General features: G+C 52.7%; 18 protein-coding genes and 1 pseudogene. 9 read left to right on the top strand and 10 right to left on the bottom strand.

Annotation, left to right across the window (positions count from 1 at the left end; genetic code table 11):
- Window positions 1–18: 18 nt before the first annotated feature.
- From AEQ67_RS18250 to AEQ67_RS36745, 3 genes and pseudogenes are all read left to right on the top strand, one after another.
- Entirely contained in the window at window positions 19–936 is a 918-nt protein-coding gene (locus AEQ67_RS18250; RefSeq protein WP_059405233.1) for a LysR family transcriptional regulator, read from the top strand.
- 87 nt (window positions 937–1,023) lie between these two features.
- Window positions 1,024–1,385, top strand: a pseudogene (locus AEQ67_RS33930) (GFA family protein).
- Window positions 1,386–1,682: 297 nt separating this feature from the next.
- Complete coding sequence (locus AEQ67_RS36745) at window positions 1,683–1,991, top strand: C1 family peptidase (protein WP_161807474.1); 309 nt, start codon at window positions 1,683–1,685, stop codon at window positions 1,989–1,991.
- 387 nt (window positions 1,992–2,378) lie between these two features.
- Here AEQ67_RS36745 and AEQ67_RS18245 read toward each other — a convergent pair whose 3' ends face one another.
- From AEQ67_RS18245 to AEQ67_RS18230, 4 genes are all read right to left on the bottom strand, one after another.
- Window positions 2,379–4,049, bottom strand: a complete 1,671-nt coding sequence (locus AEQ67_RS18245; protein WP_059405232.1) for a hypothetical protein — start codon at window positions 4,047–4,049, stop codon at window positions 2,379–2,381.
- A gap of 10 nt (window positions 4,050–4,059) precedes the next feature.
- Complete coding sequence (locus AEQ67_RS18240; protein WP_059405231.1) at window positions 4,060–5,028, bottom strand: hypothetical protein; 969 nt, start codon at window positions 5,026–5,028, stop codon at window positions 4,060–4,062.
- A 180-nt stretch (window positions 5,029–5,208) separates the two neighbouring features.
- A complete protein-coding gene (locus AEQ67_RS18235; RefSeq protein WP_059405230.1) occupies window positions 5,209–6,255 on the bottom strand; it encodes a hypothetical protein in 1,047 nt (348 codons plus the stop codon).
- A 279-nt stretch (window positions 6,256–6,534) separates the two neighbouring features.
- The gene (locus AEQ67_RS18230; protein WP_059405229.1) at window positions 6,535–7,401 is read right to left on the bottom strand and encodes a LysR family transcriptional regulator; all 867 of its coding nucleotides are present in this window, start codon (window positions 7,399–7,401) and stop codon (window positions 6,535–6,537) included.
- A 103-nt stretch (window positions 7,402–7,504) separates the two neighbouring features.
- On the opposite strand from AEQ67_RS18230, the gene AEQ67_RS18225 reads away from it, so the two are divergent.
- A complete protein-coding gene (locus AEQ67_RS18225) occupies window positions 7,505–9,043 on the top strand; it encodes an MFS transporter (RefSeq protein ID WP_059405228.1) in 1,539 nt (512 codons plus the stop codon).
- 179 nt (window positions 9,044–9,222) lie between these two features.
- Here the strand turns inward: AEQ67_RS18225 and AEQ67_RS18220 are convergent, their stop codons facing one another.
- Entirely contained in the window at window positions 9,223–10,935 is a 1,713-nt protein-coding gene (locus AEQ67_RS18220) for a DUF6119 family protein (protein WP_082377877.1), read from the bottom strand.
- 163 nt (window positions 10,936–11,098) lie between these two features.
- On the opposite strand from AEQ67_RS18220, the gene AEQ67_RS18215 reads away from it, so the two are divergent.
- The 3 genes from AEQ67_RS18215 (at window position 11,099) to AEQ67_RS18205 (ending at window position 14,187) form a co-directional block, all read left to right on the top strand.
- Window positions 11,099–11,902: a DUF6694 family lipoprotein gene (locus AEQ67_RS18215; protein ID WP_059405227.1), complete on the top strand. Its 804-nt coding sequence runs from the start codon at window positions 11,099–11,101 to the stop codon at window positions 11,900–11,902.
- A gap of 108 nt (window positions 11,903–12,010) precedes the next feature.
- The gene (locus AEQ67_RS18210) at window positions 12,011–13,390 is read left to right on the top strand and encodes a DUF6035 family protein (protein WP_059405226.1); all 1,380 of its coding nucleotides are present in this window, start codon (window positions 12,011–12,013) and stop codon (window positions 13,388–13,390) included.
- A gap of 125 nt (window positions 13,391–13,515) precedes the next feature.
- Window positions 13,516–14,187, top strand: coding sequence for a hypothetical protein (locus tag AEQ67_RS18205; RefSeq protein ID WP_059405225.1), 672 nt, complete (start codon window positions 13,516–13,518; stop codon window positions 14,185–14,187).
- A 1,314-nt stretch (window positions 14,188–15,501) separates the two neighbouring features.
- Here the strand turns inward: AEQ67_RS18205 and AEQ67_RS18200 are convergent.
- The 4 genes from AEQ67_RS18200 to AEQ67_RS18185 form a co-directional block, all read right to left on the bottom strand.
- Window positions 15,502–16,380, bottom strand: a complete 879-nt coding sequence (locus AEQ67_RS18200) for a LysR substrate-binding domain-containing protein (RefSeq protein ID WP_059405224.1) — start codon at window positions 16,378–16,380, stop codon at window positions 15,502–15,504.
- Between the two features lie 179 nt (window positions 16,381–16,559).
- Window positions 16,560–17,378, bottom strand: a complete 819-nt coding sequence (locus AEQ67_RS18195) for an HpcH/HpaI aldolase family protein (RefSeq protein WP_063854456.1) — start codon at window positions 17,376–17,378, stop codon at window positions 16,560–16,562.
- Between the two features lie 14 nt (window positions 17,379–17,392).
- Complete coding sequence (locus AEQ67_RS18190) at window positions 17,393–19,006, bottom strand: solute symporter family protein (RefSeq protein ID WP_059405222.1); 1,614 nt, start codon at window positions 19,004–19,006, stop codon at window positions 17,393–17,395.
- A complete protein-coding gene (locus AEQ67_RS18185; protein WP_059405221.1) occupies window positions 19,006–19,293 on the bottom strand; it encodes a DUF485 domain-containing protein in 288 nt (95 codons plus the stop codon). The genes AEQ67_RS18190 and AEQ67_RS18185 overlap by 1 nt, the downstream gene beginning before the upstream one ends.
- Window positions 19,294–20,579: 1,286 nt before the next feature.
- Here AEQ67_RS18185 and AEQ67_RS18180 point away from each other — a divergent pair.
- Window positions 20,580–21,812, top strand: a complete 1,233-nt coding sequence (locus AEQ67_RS18180) for a hypothetical protein (protein ID WP_059405220.1) — start codon at window positions 20,580–20,582, stop codon at window positions 21,810–21,812.
- A 25-nt stretch (window positions 21,813–21,837) separates the two neighbouring features.
- Window positions 21,838–22,191: a hypothetical protein gene (locus AEQ67_RS18175; RefSeq protein ID WP_201782082.1), complete on the top strand. Its 354-nt coding sequence runs from the start codon at window positions 21,838–21,840 to the stop codon at window positions 22,189–22,191.
- Between the two features lie 65 nt (window positions 22,192–22,256).
- Here AEQ67_RS18175 and AEQ67_RS18170 read toward each other — a convergent pair whose 3' ends face one another.
- Window positions 22,257–23,636 (bottom strand): hypothetical protein, encoded by a 1,380-nt coding sequence (locus AEQ67_RS18170; protein ID WP_059405218.1) that lies wholly within the window; start codon window positions 23,634–23,636, stop codon window positions 22,257–22,259.
- Window positions 23,637–23,800: the final 164 nt, after the last annotated feature.

The following is a 23,800-nucleotide window of genomic DNA, read 5'->3' as shown; positions in this document are numbered from 1 at the left end:
TCGTCGTCTGGAGAATCCATGTCACTGACCTTGCGCCAAGTCCGCTATTTCGTCGCCACCGCCGAGATCGGGCAGATTTCCCAAGCCGCCATTCATTTGAATATTTCCCAGTCGGCAGTGACCACCGCGATCAAGGAGCTGGAGGGGATACTGGGCACGCTGTTGTTCCAGCGCTCGGCACAGGGCATGAGCCTGACCGATGCCGGGCGGCACTTTCTCAATCGGGCATACGTGATTTTGCGCAGCGTCGATGACGCGTTGAACAGCCCGTTGCCGGATGTACGCGCCAGCGGCCTGTTACGTTTGGCGGCGAGTTACACGGTGATCGGCTACTTCCTGCCGCACCATCTGCAACGGCTTGAGCATTGGCATCCGGACGTGGCCATCGAAGTCCACGAACAAGAACGGACTGCCATCGAAGAAGGCCTGCTGGAAGGTCGCTTCGACATGGCCGTTGTTCTCACCGCGAACCTCACTCACCCGGACATCGTCTCGGAAATTCTATTCAACTCTGAGCGCCGGCTGTGGCTGCCCAGCCACCATCCCCTGTGTGAACGTTCGGCGGTCAGCCTCGCCGACGTGGCGAAGGAACCCTACATTCTGCTGACCGTCGACGAAGCCGAACAAAGTGCGATGCGCTATTGGGAACACGCGCGACAGCAGCCAAACGTGCGGGTGCGCACCAGTTCAGTCGAAGCGGTACGCAGCATGGTCGCCAATGGCAGCGGCGTGGCAATTCTCTCGGACTTGGTGCACCGCCCCTGGTCACTGGAAGGAAAACGCATCGAAACCCTGACAGTCATTGACAAGGTGACGCCGATGAGTGTCGGACTGGCGTGGCATCGCGAGCGCGAATTCAGCCCGGCGATGCAGGCGTTTCGTAACTATTTCCACGATGCATTTTTGGCGCCGCAACAGCTGTCTGCGCGACGCTAAAAACGGCGACAACCATGCCCCCCCTTTTGTGGATTTACGATGGACGAACGCACAGAGATCTACCAGAGAAGCCGCCTTTGAACAGCAATATGTTATGAGCTACTGACTACGCCAAAAGCAGTGAGTCATTGTCACTGTAATCAATGCCGCAAAGGCCACGGTGCAGCATTCGCTTCTTATGGTAGCGTGCCTCGTGGCGCACTACGGATACTCAACGGCGCTGGCCACATCACTGCGTATTCTTCTTCAGAATCGGTGTTACGCGAGTTCTGCGCGCTGTGTGGTTCGACTTTGTTCTGGTCTCGCTCTCAAGGCGAATGTTCCGATTGGGTTTCGATAGCACTGGGCACATTCGACACCCCCTTCACGCCTCAGAAGCAAAATACGTTAATGTCACTTCCAGAGTTCACTGGTACACACCATCCAACTCATCGCCTCAGCTGGATTAACTGCAATGGGCGTTTTTTGCTTATCGTGACGGGCAAAAATCGGCCAAAAGCGGTTGTTTGGAGTAGAAAAATAATCCGCCCCAATTTCCCCGTGACTAGTAAGCGAAACGCTTGAGTCCGTCTTGACCGCATAAAGATGGTGAGCATCCCCTATCCCCTTCCGGGCCGTTCGACCCGAACTTCACAAGATTATAAGGCGCTCACTAGAGCGATCGGCCAGAGCAACAGTCGCCGAAGCGGCCTACACCGCATCGCAAATTAAATACCTCTTCTCTGGACATTCCACTGTTTCCAGTAGTGTTCAGCTTTGCAACGATCGAGGAGGTTAAGCAGGAAATCGTTTTGAGAGGCCCTGTGATTTGCCAAATGACGACGTACTCAGACTTCAGAGAACGTTATGGCCATAATGTCTACAGAATCACATCTAAAAATGTACCAGCCCTCCATGCCATGACTATCGTTGGCTACGACAATGATGGGGGTTACTGGATCATCAAAAACAGCTACGGAGCCGGCTGGGGTGATCTAGGAGGATACTGCCTATACAGCATGGAGGACTCTGGACTCGTAACACCGAACCCTACAGTTTGGGCAATCGATCTCTGAACCCTGCCGCATTGGAATACATTGGAAGCCGACCAGGCACTTTCGGGATTCCTGAGTCGCCGCTGGCGCCTCTGTTTGCTTTCTGGTCACGCCAGTATTGACGGGGTCAACTGTGATCGTCGTCGTAGCCTGGTGTCTGAACAAAAATATTTAGTCTCGGTAGCCATCCCAATTATTGGGAATAAGCAGGCCCCGCCCCTTTGTTTCTGGCTGCAGTTGTACGAGTAATCTCAACGCAACGAATGCCATTTTCTCTAAGGCATGGTCATGAAACATGTTGGCCACAGTCGATACCAATGACTGCCCGCCTAAGTCACGCAAGGTGACTTCGGCGGATTTCACTTTCAAATCTCGGTCTTCGGCTCGGGGCTGAGCAAAGTCCGAAACCTAACACTCAAGCGTAGACTCAAGACTGAGCAGCAAGCTGTCGTTACGGCCCATGACCGCTTCCAATTCCACATCCAAATGCTTGTGCAGAGCTTTCAATTCGTGACTGCGATTAACGCCAAGAGGATCCAGCCGGTCGATCAGGTACACGACGAAGACGCTCGTGATACCAGTCAACGCGCCGATGATGACCGCAGAAACGACAGAGCCAATAAGCCCTAGCCCTGGGATGGTCAATATAAACTTCTCAATGAACTCCTCCAGTGCAACGCCACCAATGACCACTGCGCCGGCACAAATAACCTTTAACGCTTCATGAGCCCCTTCTCTGAAGGTCATTCCTTTCGGCGGCATCGCAAGTGTTTTGAGTGCACGCAGCAGTGACATGAAACCTTCACGGAACATGCGAATGACCCGCTTACTGGTTGTCATGAGGGTATTCAGAAAAACGGTGATCAGATTCGATAGTACGCCGGCGACGAATCCCGCCCCTCCGGCCGCTAGAGCTTCCTTCCATTTGCTACCCACTCGCGACGCCACACGCTCCATACGTGAACGCAGTTCTGGCCACCAGCGATCATGCGCAGCACCATTGCGATAGGAATCCTGAAGCTCGTCAAAAGTGGCTGCGAAAAACTCAACTAGCATGAGGCCGAACGCTTGCTGGAAGGCCATTTTTCCGCCTTCCTTCACGCTGGTATCAATCACATTCTTTTTGAATTTTTCACTCTTGTAATAGGCGTCGTGAAGTTTTGCTTCGTACTCGGTACGAGCGGCCTTGTCTTTGGCCAGGATCAGCTCTGGATGGTCAGCAATGGTTTGCTTCTCCAGACTGAGCTTGAGCTCGTTCCGCTCTTTGATTGTCCGCTCTGACTCGGGTTTGGATTGAAGTTCGGCTATCCGCTCTCGTCGAGCAGGGCTTTCTTTCTGCAGGCGCTTAACCAGAACTTCTACCTTCTGATCGCCTTTTGATTGGTTGAAGCGCTCCTTCGTAGGGTTCAAATTAGAGGTGCTGTTCGCTAGAGGTATGGCTTCAAGGCCTGCGAGATCTCGACCTCGATCCCGGTGAATCTCAGCCGCTGAAATCGTATGATCAAGGTTGCGTTTGTCGAGTTGTTTTGGCCCAAAGGTCTTACCTGTGTAGGTGTCTTTAAGATCCGCCGCTGCCTGATTAGTAGTGTCTACACGGTTCTTATCGGTGTAACGCGAGTCGCGATCAAATGTACTCCGAAGAGCCTTACTAATCGGTGGAACCTTCGCGTAGTTGTCCCGCGCCTCGTCGGTTGCGTAAATCTCTTTGCGGGCATTGTGGATGGTATCTACGTTGCCACCCACCTTGTCATAGGCAGACAGAACCTTACCTAGGCCAAACGGAACCACTACTGCCTGGAGCACCTCGCGGCGACTGTCCCGAATCAACTGATCAAAGCGCTCTGTGTTGAGCGACTTGGTAAAATCCTGCAGTGCTGCATCAACCTGCGCATCACTAACCTTCGTATCCAGATCTACTGAAAGCGCACTGAATACCAAGTCGACTCGCTGGGTGTCGATTGGTTGTTGCAGCATGGCTAAAGCGTCAGCAGGTGTTGGAAGGGCAACGAGTACAGGCTGGTCACGTAGCTGTGCCTGCAACTGGCGTCGCGCCTTGAAACGATCAATTCGATCCGTCATGTCACTCTCCTTAGGCGCTGGCGCGAAGTTGAACCCAATGGGACAAAAACTGCGTCTCCGCATCGGTAATTTCATCATCCAGGTGAATCACAAAACGAATGATTTCCTGAAAGAGGTCTTGAGCATCGGCGCCGATCGCCTGAGCAATTACGAACGCTTCTTTCAGCGAGGGTGGCTGGGCGATCTGAGCATCCAGAGCGCTACGAACTTGAGGAGGAAGCCATTTGGCCCCCATGCCTAGCAATAGCTCGTCGATCTGTTCTTGCTCATCCCGGCTAACCTGGCCATCGCAGGCTGCACACGCTTGTGCCACAGCTTGCATAGCAATGAGCATCCGGAAGTAGCTGTCGTTGTCCGTGATTCGGGAGGTAGCTTTTTCAAGTGCCGACTCAAATCTGTTTTCGCGCTCCAAATACAGCGCCTTCGCCTTGGCCTCACCCCGAGACTCAGCCTCCTTGACCTTTGCATCTTCGCGATTTTTGCGGGATGCCCAGAATTCAGTCATGGATTGTCCAAAGTTATCGACATAATCCTTGGACGCGTCGTAACTGCTGCTCAACGCATCTCGCGCCGAACCATAGGTGTCAGCGATCGCGTCCGCCACGACATCTGCTGCGCTGGAAACGGAACTGTGGGTGGCGTCATAAGCGTCAGAGACAACGGTCAAAGCTTTTTCCGAAGTCTCGGACACAGTGGTGACCGTGGCGTCGTAAGCATCAGAGACAACGTCGACAACTCTGTCGGTCGCATTCGAAACAGCTTCTTTTGTAGCGTCGTATGCATCCGAGGCAACTGTTGCAGCTTTTTCGGAAGTCTCGGACACCGAAGTAACGGTGGCGTCGTAAGCCTCGGAAACTACATCGACAACCCTGTCGGTCGCATTTGATACAGCTTCTTTAGTGGAATCGAAGGCGTCGGACACGCTTTCCTTCACGTGATCGGCAGCCTGGGCAACCGAGTCGAGGAGACGTTTGAACATTTGGGGGGCGAATCCCTGCGGGCCAAATAAAGGCCCGATTTTGGGAAGCTTAGTCGCATGATGTCAATATGATTCTACTGTCGCGATGATACTTCTACGATCGCGAGTTACTCCCGAGGACTGAGATGTGCGTGACTTTCAAAGGCAACGGCGTTTTCGAATGGCTACGTTGCCTATTAATCACAACTCGAGCTTATTTTCGTAGCGCTCGAAATACAGCAGGTTCGTGACGAACCGATCTGGACTATGGGTGCCATTTAGCTCAAGCGGATGAGAACCATCGGTGACGAAGACACTGCTTGGGTCGTGCTCATTGATGTCGGAGTCGGGAATCTTCCGGAACACGGGCTGATAGATCGTTCCATGCTCAGCTCGAAGGTAATAGGTTGCATATCTGTTTGAAGATTTAGCCAGATGGATGGCCCCGGCTGTAAGGCGTGCGGGCCCATTAACCGTGCGAACCGCGCCATTTATGAATTTATAGCTTCCGTTGCGGGTGTGTAGCTCTTGCACGAAATGCTCAATCGCTCCAAGCGACACACTTACGGGTACTCCCTTACTCGTTACGTATACGAGAAAGCTTTCATGGAGGGTTTCAAGAGACAGGGAACTACCCTCCAGGAACTCAACAATTAGGCCCGCCTTCGCCCGTTCGACCTCAGATGCCGCGATCAGTAGTGGCTTGAGAGCGTGATCGGCGCCCTTCGCGCGATCCAGTAAATGGAGTAGATTCTGGGCCGCCTGTGTTGAGGGAAAACTATCTGTGCGCTGTGCTATGAAAGACTCTCTGACCAGTCCTTGCCAACTAGCTACACAATGGGCTTTCGCATCCCATATCAAAAGCTGGCACTCAGACTGGAGTGGTAGCGAGGTAACACGCAGATCCTCAATCACCATGTCCAGAGACGCAAAGGACTCACTACTGTCATCACGGAAACGAACGACGAGGCTGTCATCTGCACCTGGCAGAACTCCATCCAAGGTACCACTGAGATAGTCTGCTGACTGACCCGTCCATACCATGAGTTCCACATCAGCTTTCGTGGGTACTCCATGAGAGTCGCGTGCCAGCAAAACAGATACTTCTTCCTGGCTCAGGTCACAAGGAGCTGGCTCACGCAGAGTGCGCTGGCTCGACCTCCCCTCCAGACTGTCGATGGCTTTGTCGTAGTCTTCCTCGCCAATGGAAAAACCCCTAGATTCGCAAAACTCTTCCCATTCGCTCATGACCAAAGTCCCTTTTATGATGAGGCAGCATGCCCTAATTTACGCAGCTATCAAGCTGCCAATTCCAACGGCTGACCAATCCGGAACTCAATGATCATGCAATTTCAGGTGATCGTTTTTCGGAGGGCGTACCGTGAAGTCACCTTTGCGGAGAATGTACGGGAACCCCGTTCGTGCGATCTGCTTGGGTATCACATCATCGCGTAAATGATGGATGCTGGATGCTCTTTGTGGAGCATTTCTTTCCGCACACTTTTGACGCGATCGGCGACAGAAGGATCAGCCATTTTTCAAGTGTTCGATGTAGCGAACTACGGCCGGGGACTTTTCGAATCGCCGATGAATCAACGCTAGCCACGACGATGCGTCGCAATCCTTAAGTCGTCGATACGCGACGTTCGGCAAACTCACGCTGCCGACAATCGATTCGGGCACGACCGCCACGCCCTGCCCGAGAGAAACCAAGGCCAGCACCGCCACCAAGCCACCCGGTCGCCCTCCAAGTTTTGGCACAAAACCACCTTGGCTAGCCACCTGTAAGGTACCGACTACTTGTTCAGGCAGTATGAAATTTTCGTTCTGCAAATGCATGCAGGCTATATCCGGTAGACGGTTAAGCCATGAGTCGTCCGGAAGCGCCAAAACGAAACTGTCGGTACTCAAGCGAAGCGCTTCGATGCCTTCAGGCAAAGTCATTGGGCAGCGTATGTAACCCAGATCAAAACGCCCCTCGATGATCATCATCGGCAGACTTGCCATCGGGTTTTCTCGCACGTTAAGACTGACATCAGGGTGATCACTAATAAACTCCTGCACCTGCTTTTGCAGCAACCCTGAATAAACCGCCGAGGCAACATAACCGAGCTCTATGTGACCAATATCGCCTCGGCTGGCGCGTCGAGCACTGCGTTGAGCGGACTCGAATTGGCGCACGGTGGACTCGGCCTCGATTAGCAGTGCCGAGCCAACCTCGGTCAGGCTCACATCTCGGGCTTGTCGTAGAAACAGGCGCGCACCTAACTCCGCTTCCATATCTTGAATCTGCCGCGTCAGAGTCGGAGGCGCTATGCCCAACTGCTCCGCTGCCCTGGTGAAGTTGCGATGGCGGGCGACAGCGAGAAAGTACCGGAAATGGCGGATTTCCATGTGGGGATTAGCTCAAAGGTAATGAAGTGATGAGGCGCACCTAACGAAGCGGCTGCGATTCAGGGATAAGCTAAAACTTTCGTCACAGTAGAGAACTGTCACCATGCCAGTCAAACCCAGCGCGAGTCCACGCATGACCTTGCTAACGGCTTCGGCCGTCTGTTCACTGATCGTGCTTGACACCAACATTGTCGCCGTTTCCTTGCCCAGCATTGCGCGAGACCTCGGGGCGAGTTTTACCGACATTGAATGGGTGGTGAGCGCTTACATGCTGGGGTTTGCAGCATTGCTGCTGCCAGCCGGCAGTCTGGCCGACCGCTTTGGTCGTCAGAAGATGTTGATGTGGGGCTTGGGTATTTTTATTCTCGCCTCAGTCGGATGCGGTATTGCACCGACCATTTTGATGTTGGACATCGCGCGTGCAATCAAAGGCGTCGGTGCCGCGTTCCTGCTCACCTCCGCCCTCGCCTCAATCGGTCATACATTTCACGACGAAGCGGAGCGTACGAAAGCCTGGGCATTCTGGGGCAGTTGCTTGGGGTTGGCGATGACCGCCGCTCCAACCCTAGGTGGCATCATCACCCAGTACATCGGCTGGCGCTGGATCTTCTATCTCAATCTGCCAGTCGGTGTATTTTTGATGTATTGGGTCTGGGTCGCCATACCAGAGTCGCGCGATGCAAAATCGGCACGTCTCGATCCTTGGGGTAGCTTGGCTTTTAGCGCCAGTTTGCTGTTCTTGATTTGGGGATTGATCGAAGCCAACCGTATCGGCTGGAGTAACCCAATCACCTATGCACGTTTGGGTGGTGGAGCACTGCTATTGGGATTGTTCGTGGTAATCGAACGCGTGCAACAGCGGCCGATGATAGACCTGCAATTGTTCAGGCACCCTCGCTTTATTGGGGCGTTGCTGGGAATGTTTGCTTACGCCGGATGCGCCCAGGTGATGATGACGTGGCTGCCGTTTTACTTACAGAATGGCTTGGGCTTCAGTGCCATTTTTGCGGGATTGGGTATGTTGCCCTTTGCAATCACCATGCTGATACTCCCGCGAATCGGCGCAAGGTTGGCGGGGCGCTTCACCCCGGCCAATATGATGGCCATGGGGCTGACTCTCGTTGGTGCTGGCAACTTGTTCAGCGCCTGGGCCTTACATAGCGGCACCTATCTCCCCTTCGCGCTAGCAACTGCAGTAACCGGCGCTGGCGCAGGGCTGCTCAATGGTGACTCGCAGAAAAACATCATGGCCTGCGTACCTCGTGAGCGCACGGGCATGGCATCGGGGATGAGTACCACCATGCGTTTCACTGCAATAATGCTGGCCATCGGAGTGTATGGCGCCCTCCTCGGCACCCAAACAAACCAACTGCTTCAGGTCTCCCTCGCAGCATCACCTTTTGACTTGGTCGAGCAATCCGAAAACATCGCATCGAGAGTCGTCGCTGGTGACATGACTGCGGCCCTGAGTCAGGTACCTGAGCAGGCGCGCTCTGTGGTTGAACCGCTTGCCAGGGATGCATTCGTTGGAGGGTTCAGTCGGCTGTTGTGGGTCGCAGGTTTACTTGCTCTTCTGGGGGCATTCGGCGTTGGAACACTGATGCGAAATCCCATTCCCGGATTTAAACCTGAGCTAGCTTAAATGACTTCATTCCGGTCTCAGCATTTTCATCGAGGATGATGCCTGCGGGCGACGTCTGGATGGCGTTTAGTTAACCTAACAACGGCACCCCGCTTCCGGCTAGGTGCCGTTTCATACATTCGCACTGCGACACCCTTGGCATCGACCATCTTGCTATGTACTCGGTCGTTCAAACGCGCTCATTCGTCATCGCAGAGATCGACCGCCTCGGCTCCCCCCATGTCTTCCTCCCCGGCCCGATCACTCGCTGGCTTAGCGATAATCTCCAGAGCTACAGGAATGTCGAGTTGATCAATCCGATCGACTGCAGCCTGCAGGCTCACCTTGCTGAAAAATGGCAAATCGAGGTCGCCATTTCTGTAAGGCTTTCTCATGATCCCGAAGACAACCGTGTACTCCGACCGTCTGACACGAGCATCAACGACCGGCAACAGAGCAAGAACACTACGACGTCGCTCTTTAACGACATCACGCAGCTTTTTTCGGAAGTCCGGGTCACTCACCAGCGCCTCTGCGCTCACAACCCCTTGCGCCCAAAGGTGGCTGATCGGCCCAGATGAATGCCCATCTTTGAGGTGGATGAATTGCTTGGCATCAGAGAAAAAATCACAGGGTTCGATGTTCGCATACCGAACCCCGCGTGGATTGATTTTCACCTGATCTAGGCAAAGCAGATCCGGGCGAGTCTCGATGAGCTTAGCGATGAGCTCCCGTTCATTCTGGCACTCCGTCGGGCCAATGATATTGACCTTCGGAATCTGCGCGAAGCGTTCTTCGACCTGCCGCTTGAAGTCCCGCTGGATGCAGTACCAGCCTCCAGAGAAAAGAACATAGCTATTGCGGCTATCGCCGGCCCCTAAGGTCGTTTCAAACGTAAAGCATTGGTACACCTTCCAATGCTCCTTGAACGTGTCCGAGGAAGCGACCTTCGTCCTAACATAGTGTTTTTCGTGTATCTCATCAATCGTGCCATCGAAGCCGCAACGATTGAGCTCCGACACATAATCTTCGATTGAGAGACTATGAAAATCTGTACCCCCACTGCCGAACCCGTTGTAGTGGAGCAAATTGCCTTCTTCATAGTTAACTACTTCTGGCGGTGCCATATGCAAGGCACTCTCCCTGCCATGACGAAGCGCCCCCAGTGCATTGAACAGTTTAAGATCCAGCTGCTCGAGCGTCGCCTTATCCCGAACAACCTGCATATTGTCGATCCAGGCGAATCGCTGCTTGTAGTCATTCGACTCGTACACCGCAAGAATCTGCTCGCATTTCTCCAGCAAATCATCCGAACCCACCTTGCAGGTGATAGAAAGGCTGTCACGACCGGCTAAAAATCTGGCGAACTGAGTGTCCGTTGGAGTGCCACCTGCCACACGAGCCAGATCACGAAGCATGTCGACCCCAAATTCTTGCAGGTCACTGTCTTTGCTGGCTTGCACGCGCTTCTGGAAAGTAACGGCATCGGGGGTCGCAAGATCAAGCGTGCGCAGCCCATCGCGCGGCACCGAGTTGAGCGTAACCTTCAACCCGAACTGACGCTCAAACGCATCGTCCTGCAACGCCAGATGGATGTGCCCGAAGCAAATCGCCATGGTTCTGGCGCCGACAGGCAAAAACACCACCGCTCCCGCCCCGCTGGCTAGAAGACGATCGGACTGTGCACCGGCCTGCTCTTCGACAAACGAGACCCACGAAGGCGTGCTTGAGTAGATCTGTCCAATGTAGAGCTCCGCGCCCTCAACGCCAGGCCACTCGCCCTGCCTGAGCGTGTTGCGTCGCCCCTCTGGAGCGTATTCCGGTTTTATTGAGGTGCCCGCCGCGCAATCCTCGCGCAGCAACCGTACCGACAACGTTCTGACCTTCTCCGGATTTGGCACTTGAATCTCCATGCGCAGCAAAGCCCGCTTGGCCTTGGCTGACTAAAATGATAGTCATCAGGTAAAGCTCTGTCGAAAGGCTGATTGGTGTTTGGTGTTTGCCGAGTGCGCTGAGCTGATCGCATTTCGACATCACTTTGATATGCTGCACCTAATTTTCTGAGAGGGAACGCAGATGCGCAGATTTTTGTATGTTGCACTGATGGCAGGCATGCTGGCTGGCTGTGGTGAGCCAAAGCTCGATGGCAGTTCGCAACAAGCTTTCAAGGACTCGGCAGCAAAGATTGCCGCTAGCCTGCCTGAGGAAAAGCGCAAGCAATTTGTCTCCGACGTAATGGTGCTCGCCTTGCAGGGCCTCGATATTTCCCAGGTTTTACAGGGTAAGAAAAATGCTGAAGACGTGTCTTCAGACATGCTTACCGCTCTCAATGGGAAGACTGCCCAGCAGATTTCTGATGAAGCGAGTCGAGTTCGCGCAGCGCGTGCAGAGCGCGAGCGCCAGCAAGCGTTGACAGATATTCAGGAGCTAGCCGAAAAACAGAAAAAATCCGAAGCTGCAAAAACTCAATTAGCTCATTTTGAGGTGTCGAAATCTCGCTTCTACCAAAAGGCTCAAGCCTACGGTCTTGGCAATCAGCCAATCATAGAAATCACCGTGAACAACGGGACTGGCAGCGCCGTGGCGAGAGCGTACCTTAAAGGCACCATCGCCTCCCCCGGGCGCTCTGTGCCTTGGCTTGTCGAATCGTTCAACTATTCAATAAGTGGTGGCCTGGAGCCCGGTGAGACTCAATCGTGGAGCCTCGCACCCAACCAGTTTTCAGACTGGGGCAATGTGGAAGCTCCAAAGGATGCAATTTTCACCGTAACCGTCGAGCGACTTGATGGTGCTGATGGTAAGCCGCTATTTGACGCCGGCGCATTTACCGAGCGTGATGCAATCAGGCTTACGACTCTCCAGGAAAAGTACGCTCACTGATACGTCGACGCATGAAAAATACTCGATCGTTTCCCCACGGGTACCAATTTACCTTGAGATGCGATGTCGCTCTGACCTCCAAAGAAGAGCATGAAAGGAGTCTGCGATTTGTATACGCATGAAGTCGCCAAACCCACCGAACAAATGCTCCTTTGCAACATCCTCGACCTAGATAGCGGCGAGACACTTGACCTGGAGATATTCCTGAGCCGCGAGTTGGCGGCAGTTATTCAGGACAGAGGTGAAATGGCTGCTAGATACAATCGCGATGCCGAGCGACCTTGGCTCGTGTGCCAAATTTGCAGTGGCGCAGTCATGCTGGTGCGCACACAACAACGTCGCTTCCACTTTCGTCATCATCCAGACGAAGAAGGCAAACGCGATTGTCCCATTTCAACCCGGGGCTCTTTCAGCGCCGAGCAGATCAACAGCATGAAGTACAACGCGGCAAAGGAAAGCTCCGCGCACCTACGCCTCAAAGGCATTATTCGAGACAGCTTGGTAGCCGACGCTCAATGCTCCGAACCTCAAGTCGAGAAGGTATGGCGAAGTATGCCAACTGCGGAGCGAGCGAAGTGGCGCAAGCCGGATGTCCAGGTTGAACGAGCGGGCCAACGACTCGCGTTTGAGGTACAGCTATCCACCACTTTCCTGACCGAAATAGTCGGGCGGCGAGAATTTTATCGAGCCAATGGAGGAGCCATCATCTGGGTGTTCGAACATTTTGATCCCACTGAGACTCGAACGGCCGAGGAAGATATTTTTTTCCTGAACAACCTCAACGTATTTATCGTCAATGAAGCAACACTTGAGCGCTCACGCGAAGCCAAGCGTATGGCCTTGGATTGCTGGCATGCGATCCCTCACCTACGAGGAAGAACGGTCGTAAATGAGTGGGTGATGGAGGAGATATTTCTCGACCAATTGATTGTTGATACCGACGCTCAACAGGTATTTTTTTTTGACTATCAGGCGTATCGCACCACGCTCGAGGCCACGTTGGATCTGAAGCACCTGCGCCTCGACTTTTACAACTTCTGGTTGACGCTCGGCACGAGTGATTGCCTTGAGGCCGATGTCGCTTGGCATTCACTTCAAAATCGCATGAGCATCGCTGCACCACACATCCCCCTACCCAAATCATTCCGCCATGGAAAATTTCACGGCGCCGTATCGATCGTCCTGAGTGCCAAGTATGGCTGGCCTGTTGGGTACCGCCTTCAGCGCCTGATCAATGTGACGAACACCGCGTTTGAGTCCTACAAGGCCTTTCTGCTCGCATTTGGTTGGACACTAAAAGCCTTCAATCGCGACGATTTGCTAACGGAACAAGACACGAAAGGAACGTGGGGAAAAAGAACGAAGATAATCCGAGACGCCTTTCACGATCATGACGAAGCATACCGTCAAGATCGAAGCTACAACCTCTTCCTCGCGTTTCTTGTGCCGGAAATCAAGGAGAAACTCGCAGAGGGAAGAGAATGGTAAAGCTATGTGATGAAGCAATAACCTGGAGTTTTCAGCCAGCGGATGACTCTGCATTAGCTTTAGACGCTGATAGCAAGCCCTCACCCATCTTCAAACCATTCATACACACCTAGATCGGAGCATTTATGAACGAGCAATACATGGACGTGGTAGATGACGCGAATGACCAATCAGAAGAGGACTCTATGTTGCCTCAAGACGGATTCATTGGACATCGACGGCAGTATCTCTCTGTTCAAATGCATTGCTCATACAGCGGCACTGAGGAATGGGCAACCTACTTTTCAATGGGTATCGCAACCGACGCTCAAAAATCCCCTCTTGTGGAGGAAATCCGCGAAGCCGGTGCTCCGCTGAACAGTAAATATTTCCTGAACACCGAGAATTTAGAACTCTGGATAAATGGTCAATTGGCAGGGCTATGCCGTTACCGTTTAAGCGGCCACGGAGACCAGGATCTCACAATCTCTGACCTGGACGCCCCCAATAAAGATGAGCCATATGACCTCGACCTTTCCCTATTGGCGGTGTTCATTCGGCCTCAGTATCACTCCAAAGGATTGGGTTACCTGTTGAGCGTTCAGCTTGCCGACCTTGTCGCAAGCGGCGTGTTGAGCCGGATCGTGTCAGCCCCGTTTGTATCGCCCCACATCAGCTTTACGGTAACAGCTGACTTCGAATCCTCTGAAGGAGAGCGTTTCTTTGAGGGCCTGACAGAGGAATTGGAGATCAAACTCAACGCGGTTTCAACTGCCGTAGGCACTCCAATAAAAATCTCCGTGGACGCCGGTTACTGACTCAGACCAATTGTCGGTAGGCCAAGCCCCATACCGGCCTGATCCGCACAAGGTACCCGTCGCAGCGCTATAGGCAGATCCGATCACAACACGACAGCCTGGTTGTTCACCACTGACTCGCAGCAAAGGACGAGCGGGCTGATTGCAACGCTTTCGCAAAGGACGACGATGGAACAGTTACGTGAGAGTTCTGAGTCAAAATCCTGAAATGCAGAACAGATACTATCGCCACCTGATCCTGTACAAATTTCCACCTAACGCGGGGCAATGTTAAGAGTACGTTCGGTCTTTATCAAAGCCAGGGAGCGGCCAGTCAGAAGCCTTAGGTATAATCTTCCGCCCGACCCGGATAATCCCGGATCAGTCCTAGGCTGGGGAGTAGTTCAGAAATCACCCTGGAGGTTCGTCAATATTTACGCCTCTGAGGATGCCGCTGAAGCCGAAGCTGTCGCTCGCGGAGCACGCTTTAGCGTCAAGTTTGGCTCTCACCGCCTTGGTACCGACGACTTCGTCTGGGGTGATGCTTTTCAGCAAAAATAGGCAGGTTTTCTTACGACAATTTAAAGCCACATGCCCCAGTGACAAACTTCACCGTCAGGTAGGTTTTCGGGATTAGCTGCGACGATACCCGTCACCGTCAATTCCAACGTTGCCCTTTAGATTCTACCGATCAATCTCAATGTCGCCGCTCATTACTGTCCTCATTACTGCCCTCAGAATCGTCATCCAGAATGGCGACCACGGCCTTCGCGTTATTGAGCGCCCGTCGGGTTGGTGAACAGATCGTCGCGGGCTTGGCTGCACTCACCCCCCCCTCTGCTGAGCGGGCATTGCGGCATTTCTCAGTCCTTAACCTGAAGGCCAAAAAAACTGGGAATTTGCCAATTTGTCGACGTTGTGACCTGACGGTTAACAACTTATCGCGTATAGAAGAGATTTGTCTCAAGTTCTTGCGCTTAGACTTCACACTCTTGAGATGCCAGGGGCATGACAATGCACTCTGATCGTCCTCCTGAACTTGTTGATCCCGGGGGCTTGGTGCCGCGCTTAATCCACGCATAGAGCCTGTGCGCGACACACCCAATCGCGCAGCCGCCTGCGGACAGGAAGCTGCTTTTCGGTCGCTTGGCTGACCGCCTGGATTTTGAGTTATCCGAGGCAACTCTGGTTGCTCATGGCACCTCCTTATGGGCCTCATTGCAAGGCTAGGAGGCGTCGAAGAAACTAGGGGCGCTTCTTTCGCTAAATCGCCATCGCCATCGCCATCGCCATCGCCATCGCCATCGCCATCGCAGCGTTAAACAACGCGACTAACTATTTCATCACTTCTTGTAGCCAAACAATAAAATCAAAAACCTCCTGACGCTTGACACTGGCTGACGACGCCGTCAAATAAAAACCATAGGTGGATGGTGCGCTCAGATCAAAAAGCCGAACTAACGTCCCGGCAGCAAGGTATTGCTCTACCATTTTCTGTCGTGCAAGCGCTATACCCTGTCCATTTATGGAAGCTTCTAGTAACAGCCCCATATCAACATAATCAACATCAGCCTTGGGTTCTGGCCAATCAAGCCCAGCCGCACTTAGCCATGGTCGCCAGGGTTCCAGAGCACTACGCAATAGAACCGCATGGGCTAAATCCAGCGGATTCTCAAGTTTCCCATGACGCGCAAGGTAAGCAGGACTACACACAGGGAAGACTGATTCGTGGGACAACAAGAAGGTCTCCAAACCTTCGTAAATACCATCTCCAAAGCGAATTTCAACATCGGCATCATCGGCCTTTAGGCCAACGATAGGAACCGAAAGCTGCAACGCTACGTTCAATTTTGGATGGGTTCGGAGAAACTCGGGAAGTCGCGACACTAGTATCTGTCGAGCGAAGCTTGGGGGAGATGCTATCCGAAGTGTATTAGTGCTAGAACTTCGCGAAGCCGAAATCGGGTAGTGATTCAGCGATGCCAGAGACGATTTGACGACCTCCAGGTATTCGCTTCCCCGGGCGCTCATCGTGTACTCCCCACTTGGCCCAGTGAAAAGCTTGAATCCGATTCCGTCCTGCAATTGCCGAAGCCTATGACCCACAGCACTGGTCGACACATGTAACTCTTCGGAGGCTTTGGTCAAGCTTCTCAAACGAGCGACCGCTTCGAAAGCGGTGAGGCAATGGATGGAAGGAACGAGGTAGCGCATGGCATCAGACTCGAACAGGCATGTATCAGTGTATTACGGACTTTGTTATCCACGCTAATGCCTAGCGAACCGTTCATCACGCCGAAGCGCAGATGACTTTACGATTGACGGCCGACAATAGAGCGCCTCCACGCTCCATGTAGGCCTACAGCGAATGGACAGTTTATCTTTCTAGACGGCTAAAGCGAGACATCCCGGGCAGCAGCAGCCCGCTCACGGAACGCTCGTGCAACCAACCCACGGTCACTACCGACACTGAAAATGCGCACGCCTTGCGCAAACCAGTGTGCTCGTTCAGCTGCCATGCCAGATGCCGATTCCGAAAACAGAGAGGCGACCACGTCTACACCCTTCTGTTGCGCCTTTTCGACAACTCGCCCTAGCGCAGCGGTGACCTCAGGATGCTGAACCTGGCCCGGGAAGCCCATTTCGTGAGCCAAATCAAATGGGCCAAGCGCTATCGCGTCGATCCCCTCCACCTCAAGAATCTCGTCGATATTGTTAACGCCAGCAATAGTTTCTATTAGCGCCCATACCGTGACATTAGCGTTTGACCAATTCGCAAAGCCACTCCAATCGGATGTTTGATAGTTGGTGGCGCGCGTTCCCGGGCACGCGCCACGTGTGCCAGCGTTGCCACCCCACTTGTACCGCGCGGCACTCACCACTGCCTGAGCCTGCTGTCGAGTCGACACATTAGGTACAATCACTCCCATCGCGCCCGCATCCAGTGCCCGCATGATCAAACTCGGATCGTGGCTCGGGACGCGGAAAAGTGGAGTCATGCCAAATACGTCTGCGGCACGAAACATCTGTACCGCTGTTTCAAGTTCAAACGACCCATGCTCGGCATCTATCCAGACGAAATCGTAGCCTGCCGCACCGCACATCTCCACCACCTCCGGTGATGAGACTTGAACCGTTACACCCGCAACTAAAAGAGCTCGGCCGTCAGTGTTTTTAACTCGATTGACTCGCGGCGGTTTATAATCTGACATTTGATATCCTCCGATTAGTGGACTTGTACTGACGTAGCCGCGTAATTTGTTTCAGCTGTTTTGACTGTCTCACCTGAATCAGCCTCTGGCTTTAAAGCTAAAGCTTGTTGCATCTCAGTAAATTTCTTATGAGCTTCGGCTTCTGGACGAAAAAGCGAAACTGCGATACCCACGGCAAATGACAACGGTATGGAAAACAAGCCTGGGTTTTTCAATGGGAAGCACCACCACAATTGTGCGAATTCCTCCGGAGAGCGATGTAAAATGTCGATCTGAACGGTAGGAGAAAGAATAATTAGCAATACCGAAACACCCGCCCCAATCAAGATGGAGCACACCGCCCCCATCGTTGTTAGCTTCCGCCAAAATAGCGCCAACATCAGCACTGGAAAGTTAGCAGAGGCCGCGATTGAGTAACTTAAACCCACCATGAACGCAACGTTTTGATGTTGAAATGCAAGCGCTAATACAACTGCCGTAGCTGAAATCGCTGTAGCTGCAATTCGTGCGACCCGCGCCTCGTTAGTGTTACGACCGCGACGGATAACACCGCCCCAGATATCGTGTGCGAAGGTCGTAGCGGCAGAAAGCAGTAGACCCGCGACAACCGCTAAGGTCGTGGCAAATGCGATGGCGCAGATAAATCCGAAGAACGCGTTCCCACCCAGGAGACGACTCATCAACGGAACCGCCATATTACCCGCGCCTCCAGCGTCACCGATCGCCGACCGACCAACAAGAGCCAGGCATCCAAAGCCGAGCAACAGAACTAGAATGTGAAATACCCCAACAAGACCGGTGCAATACAAGGCTGATCGTCTTGCCTGGGCAGTCGAGCGTACGGTGAGAAATTTTGTGAGGATCTGCGGCATGCCAAGAGCGCCCACCGTCATCGCGAAACAGAGCGAAATCGTGTCCCAGCGTGCTAACCCAAAGGTGGTATGCGGAGCAAGTGTTTCTACACCGTAAGCGTCAGAAACAGCTCGAAACATTGCGAATAAATTGAAGTCAAACTTTGCTAAAAGCATGACAGTCAGAACGATAGCACCACCTAGTAATAGGATAGCCTTAATAATCTGTACCCATGTGGTTGCTAACATGCCCCCAAAGAGTACATAGCTCAGCATCAGCGTGCCAACGCACGTTACAGCCGGCAGGTATGGAATTCCGAAAATCAAATCAACTAACCCGCCCGCCGCAACTAACTGCGTGATCAGGTAAATCAAAACGATCGGTATACTCGCCAAACCAACGGCAATTCTTACAGGCTGCTTCGCCAAACGCCAAGCTATGACGTCAGTAAGCGTAAAAGTTCCAAGCCGTTTGATAGGCTCTGCCAACAAAAATAGAATTAATGGCCAGCTTGCCACTACACAAACACTATACAAAATGGCATCAAAACCTTTGAGCGCTAATGCACCGGTCATTCCCAATAACGCAGCCGCACTTAAAAATTCACCCGCCATCGCGAAAGCATTTTGTCCTGCGCCAATCTTCCCTCCAGCATTAAAGTACTGGGTTGCCGACTTTGGGCCTCTGGACGCAAACACAGTGATGCCAATAGTGACAAGTAAAAATCCGACAAAACAGAACAACGCAGGCCCATTTCCACTGGAAATAATATTCATTAGAGCGAGCCCTCTTTAAGATCGCGTTCCAGACGCTCTACACAGATGTAGTAAACCAGACTCATTATTAGGGCCAGCACAATTAACGAAGGCTCGACAATGACACCCCAGGTGACACCAGGAGAAATCAAGGTTGCTAGTAAGCTTTGTCCAAAGTTGAAGATGCCGATGAAAGTAATAAAAATCACGATATTCACGGCGGCGAACCACAAAGAGAGATGTTTTTTTCTTATATTAGCAATTACATATTCGCGGCTCTGATCAGCCACCACTATTCTCTTTTTCATATCTGGAAACTCTTTTGGGAATTATTATATTTCTGATATTTCGGAGATAACCGAGCGTAATTTCTAACGCTTCGGCCAGTATTGCCGCTGTGACAAACGGATACAATTGAGAAAACTACCCTGCCTACCGCCTATTTTTTTCAATGAGCGAAGGAGATGGGCCAGCGCTTTGGTGCCGTCCCATCCGCTTTTGCTGCTCCGAAAAGCCACGAAATAGACACCTTTCCACCCAACGCAGATATGGGTGGTCAACGTGACTTCACGGCGGCTAAGCGGCTAAGCGGTTCGTCCGCCCTAGTAGAACGACTGAAATAGTCGGGGGGCGCGAGTTCTATCGGACAAACGGAGGGGTCATTGTCTGGGCGTTCGAGCGTTTTCATCCAACTGAGACTCGAACGGACAAGAAAGATATTTTCTACCTGAACAATCTCAACGTATTTATCGTAAATGAAGCAACACTCGAACGTCCTCGTGAAGCCGCGCGTATCGCCAGTAGTTGATCGGTTGCTTGTTAAGAATTCGAATCCAAATATTGATTTTTAGTACAGATTTTATGACTATCTGCACCTGTACGAATCTCCACTAACGTCCGTCAAAGTTAAGGAGTAGCGTTCTGCCTACATCTACTCCCGGGAGCGGCCATGCCAATCAGAAGTCTTAGGAATAGCCTACCGGTCGACCCGGATAACCCTGGATCAGTCCTCGGCTGGGAAGTAGTTGAAAAATCACCTTGGAGGTTCGTCAATATCTACGCCACCAAGTGGGCCGCCGAGACAGAGGTTCTCGCTCGCGGATCTCGCTTAGCGTCAAATATAGCTCTCACCACCTTGGTACCGACGACTTCGTATGGGGTGGTAGGCCGCAGCAGTTATAGGCTGATTTTCTTCCGAGAATTTACAGCGACATGGCCTAGTGACAAACCTCGCCGTCAGCTCAGGTTTTCCAGCGTAGCTACGACGATACCCGCCACCACCAGTCCGAACTTGCCATTATCTGACGAAGCTTTTTCAAATTGAGTTTGAGTCATCTCTCAAACGCTCAAGGTTCCTGTTGAGCTTTCGACAGATGCCGGATCTTGGTGGCAGCCTACGATTCATGGACGCTCCTGGGGACAAACAATGGAACGCTATTCACCCAATTTCATGGTTGATTTGACCGGCTCACCTGGCTTAGGATGCGCCCAGGTAACGGCTCTAACCTCAACAGGAATCGATCGATTCCGAGCCAGATGAAATCAGCTGCGATTGCGGCCCATCTGACCTATCGATCATTTTTTGAGGTTTACCATGCAAAAGACCAATGTCACCCCACGTCTGTACACAAACGATTTGATCACCCGCGCCGAAAAACGACTGCGTGCCCTCCTGCACGCGGGCTATCAGCAGTTCTGTTTCCTCACTGAATTCGAGCATAAGCTCAGCGAAGCCGAGCATGAACAGCGCAAGGCCAAAGGCATCGCTGGCAAAAGTGCGCTGGCCGCAACCAAAACCATCATGGCTGCCACGCTTGGCTGCGAGCGTTTCAGCGAACTTCACAAGCAACCCCTTACGGTTGACGAACACCTGGGAGGCACCGAGCTCGATCAGCGCCTGGCACATCAAGCCTCCCTGTTGTGCGCATTCATCAGTAAAAACTCTTCGGGTCTCGGCATGGTTACACCCCCTTCCCTTCACGAGCTCTGCACTGACTTCATCGACATGTGGCAACCCACCGCCTGTACGCCAGATGAGCTCACGCAAACCATTCATCGCGCCCTACAAGCTAAAGCCGCAGGAGAGTTGCCTGACTGGTTCGCGCGCCATGCTCGCCCATTGGAATCAGCCTGCTGGAATGAAGATCTGCTGCTCCCCAAGACAGTAGTGTATGAAGCACTCGCGATGCTGAAAGTAGCCGACAGAGAATCGATGACCCCGGCTATCTGGAACACAATGGCGTGGCACCAAATGCGCGAAAACCTCGGCATCGCAGCTAGCCGCCTGGCCAAAACCGAAGAGTTCTCGAAGACGATCCGGGCGGTCAAGATCCTGGAGCTGCTATGGGAAAGCGGGATCATCTATGCCGGCCTTCAAGTGGCCCAGATGTACCACCACGTACTGACACCAAATAGGCTCAGCCTGGTGCGCGCCGATAAGGTCATCGACAAAGTCTTTGTCCAGTTTCTGACGTCCCCTAACTTTCCTCCGGTCTTCATCACATCGGAATCGGAAGCTGCACTCTTCGAAACCTACATCTCGGTGAAGATCGACGTGCTGCGCCGGACAGAGGATTCAGGGAAAATCCTGCGGCTGACTCAGCAGATCATTGACTTGGTGGTGTATGCCAAAGGTCGTGGCTTTAAAGAGTTTGCCGATTGCGCATTATCCATCTTGGCGCCTTGGCTCCCGGAACTTCAAAACCAGGGCAATGAAGAGTTCTTCGCACTCCGCGACAAAATCTCCCGTTACCCCAAAGCTGAAGCCTACTGCCAATACATGGCCAATCTTGCCCTATCGAACTACAGACCAGCAGCACAGCACTGACGCTGTAATTAGGGTCAGTCCAGCGATGAAGCACACACCAATTTGCGCGGAATTTGTTGCCGGCGGGTTCTCCTTCGAACCCGCACGCAAGCTCCGGCTCACGCTCAAAAATCATGAGGTTCAAACAATGACTACTGCAATTTGCAACGTATGCCACGGCCGTGGCGGCCCTATCGAAATTGAATGCCCAGACTGCGGGGGCACGGGTTACGACCTGGCAGATGAAAAGCCGTACGCCCAATGCCACACTTGCTACGGCGATCAGACCGTTGAAGTTGAAGATTGCACGGCCTGCGGAGGTACCGGGGAAGTGGATGTCGACGCCGATGACAACTCCAATGACGAATCCGATGATCTCGATGATGTAGACGATCAGTGACCTGACAACGGAACCATAGCCTCACACAGGACGGTGCTTTCTGGCACCGTCCGCTCTGCCCGGAATTACTGGTTACCTTTCGCAGCCTTGTCCTGTTCCCAATGGGTGACGTCCTCAACCTCTTGTGTTTCATCTGCAGACAGCATCAAGGAGTGACGGTAGAGGTTCATCAGGTGCGGCACGCGAGCGAAGCTCTGTACCGTCTCCGCCCATTCGTAGCGATTCTCAAACGGGTAATAGTTCACCCCGTGAATCAGGACACCCTCCACCATCGTCTCGGAAGCATCGAACAATGAAAGGCTGTCGATGTTCTTGTTCCGTCGTAATTCCTCAACGTCGATCCCCTCAACCGTCTCGTACCAGACATGTACGACCCCACGTTTATCTGGAGGTATCTGGGAGATCCCATTTTTGGCAAGCCCCTTGAAATGACGTGAGCGCCGCTCAAGCGAAATCGCGTGCTCACATCGCCATTGAGCGGCCACGCAATTGGCAACTTCCTCCACAAAAATATTGAGAAAGACGTCCGAGGTGCCCGGCCGGACGATATTTCCAGCGATCGTCGCGATGCTGCGTTTCTCATTGCTATCCATGTCACCAAATAACAGCAGCTCATGCTGGGGGCTGTTCGCCCTGACAGCGTTGCTACGGTAATGACGCTCGAGGTGCGCCCGATCGATATCGCGAATCTCAGCGCTGATGGAGCCTTCCCGAACCTTGTCAGACCCACTCTCGATAGCGAGATTCACCACCCTGACCACCTCATCCACTGTCGCATCAGAAACCTGGTCATGAAAGGTCAGATCGACGATGCACCAAGGCGCAACCTCAAGCATGTGCCGGCTCAACTGACTCCATAGGCCGCTCCAGGCCTCCTCCTCACTCTGTGAGTACTGTGTCTGCTTGTCCGCTCGTTTGCACTCAACGTACATCTGCATGTCACCGTCCTTGACGAGTAGATCCGGTGACTTTTTAGTTTTCCCGTCCGGCCAAGCAATGCTGTTCTCCGGGATGAAGGAAACTTCGTACCCGTTTTTTAGATAAAACGATGCCGTCAACAGCTCGAAAATCTGCGTCTCAGGTTTCGTATTGTTAGCCAGCATCTTGTTCAGAACCCTGTTCACATTTGGGATTTCCCGAAGCTGTTTTGCAAAGGCACCGATGGTGTTGGCGTAGGGATAGATTCGATCACTGCTGTAGGCACAGTCGCTGTATGGGGAGTCATAAGCCAACTCAGCCACCAAGATATACCAGTCAATGTCGTCCTCCGGCGGTACGAAAAGCTGGGCCTCGATCGGCCTCTTCAGATCAATATTCGACTCCCTCGCCCGGATACGCTCCACCAAAGCGCCCCTTCTCCTGACCCAGGCGTTTACCCCCAGCTTATCCACCAACAATGTGTAGAAAGCTTTGGTATTTGCACGCTCAATCTGACGAACATCCACTGTGGTTTTACCTTATCGATTATCCCTGAACGCTTGATTCTACATTTCGGATTTGGACTTATCCGATCTACGTAGATCTTATTTTATGAAAACTCCGTGCACCGGATCTGCACGTCGAAACTCTGAGATGGTTCAACGAAGTTGTGAACGCATCTGGCGTCCTT

The sequence above is a fragment of the Pseudomonas sp. RIT-PI-q genome (genome assembly GCF_001297125.1).
Taxonomy (GTDB): domain Bacteria; phylum Pseudomonadota; class Gammaproteobacteria; order Pseudomonadales; family Pseudomonadaceae; genus Aquipseudomonas.
This window is presented reverse-complemented; position numbering and strand designations above follow the sequence as displayed.

What these genes read in the sequence shown, in the direction of transcription:
- AEQ67_RS18220 (WP_082377877.1), bottom strand. Translation starts at nt 10,935, where the DNA reads ATGGAGATTCAAGTGCCAAATCCGGAGAAGGTCAGAACGTTGTCGGTA.
- AEQ67_RS18245 (WP_059405232.1), bottom strand. Translation starts at nt 4,049, where the DNA reads ATGACGGATCGAATTGATCGTTTCAAGGCGCGACGCCAGTTGCAGGCA.
- AEQ67_RS18205 (WP_059405225.1), top strand. Translation starts at nt 13,516, where the DNA reads ATGAACGAGCAATACATGGACGTGGTAGATGACGCGAATGACCAATCA.
- AEQ67_RS18215 (WP_059405227.1), top strand. Translation starts at nt 11,099, where the DNA reads ATGCGCAGATTTTTGTATGTTGCACTGATGGCAGGCATGCTGGCTGGC.
- AEQ67_RS18195 (WP_063854456.1), bottom strand. Translation starts at nt 17,378, where the DNA reads ATGTCAGATTATAAACCGCCGCGAGTCAATCGAGTTAAAAACACTGAC.
- AEQ67_RS18175 (WP_201782082.1), top strand. Translation starts at nt 21,838, where the DNA reads ATGAAGCACACACCAATTTGCGCGGAATTTGTTGCCGGCGGGTTCTCC.
- AEQ67_RS18200 (WP_059405224.1), bottom strand. Translation starts at nt 16,380, where the DNA reads ATGCGCTACCTCGTTCCTTCCATCCATTGCCTCACCGCTTTCGAAGCG.
- AEQ67_RS18240 (WP_059405231.1), bottom strand. Translation starts at nt 5,028, where the DNA reads ATGTTCAAACGTCTCCTCGACTCGGTTGCCCAGGCTGCCGATCACGTG.
- AEQ67_RS18250 (WP_059405233.1), top strand. Translation starts at nt 19, where the DNA reads ATGTCACTGACCTTGCGCCAAGTCCGCTATTTCGTCGCCACCGCCGAG.
- AEQ67_RS18190 (WP_059405222.1), bottom strand. Translation starts at nt 19,006, where the DNA reads ATGAATATTATTTCCAGTGGAAATGGGCCTGCGTTGTTCTGTTTTGTC.
- AEQ67_RS18180 (WP_059405220.1), top strand. Translation starts at nt 20,580, where the DNA reads ATGCAAAAGACCAATGTCACCCCACGTCTGTACACAAACGATTTGATC.
- AEQ67_RS18235 (WP_059405230.1), bottom strand. Translation starts at nt 6,255, where the DNA reads ATGAGCGAATGGGAAGAGTTTTGCGAATCTAGGGGTTTTTCCATTGGC.
- AEQ67_RS18230 (WP_059405229.1), bottom strand. Translation starts at nt 7,401, where the DNA reads ATGGAAATCCGCCATTTCCGGTACTTTCTCGCTGTCGCCCGCCATCGC.
- AEQ67_RS18185 (WP_059405221.1), bottom strand. Translation starts at nt 19,293, where the DNA reads ATGAAAAAGAGAATAGTGGTGGCTGATCAGAGCCGCGAATATGTAATT.
- AEQ67_RS18225 (WP_059405228.1), top strand. Translation starts at nt 7,505, where the DNA reads ATGCCAGTCAAACCCAGCGCGAGTCCACGCATGACCTTGCTAACGGCT.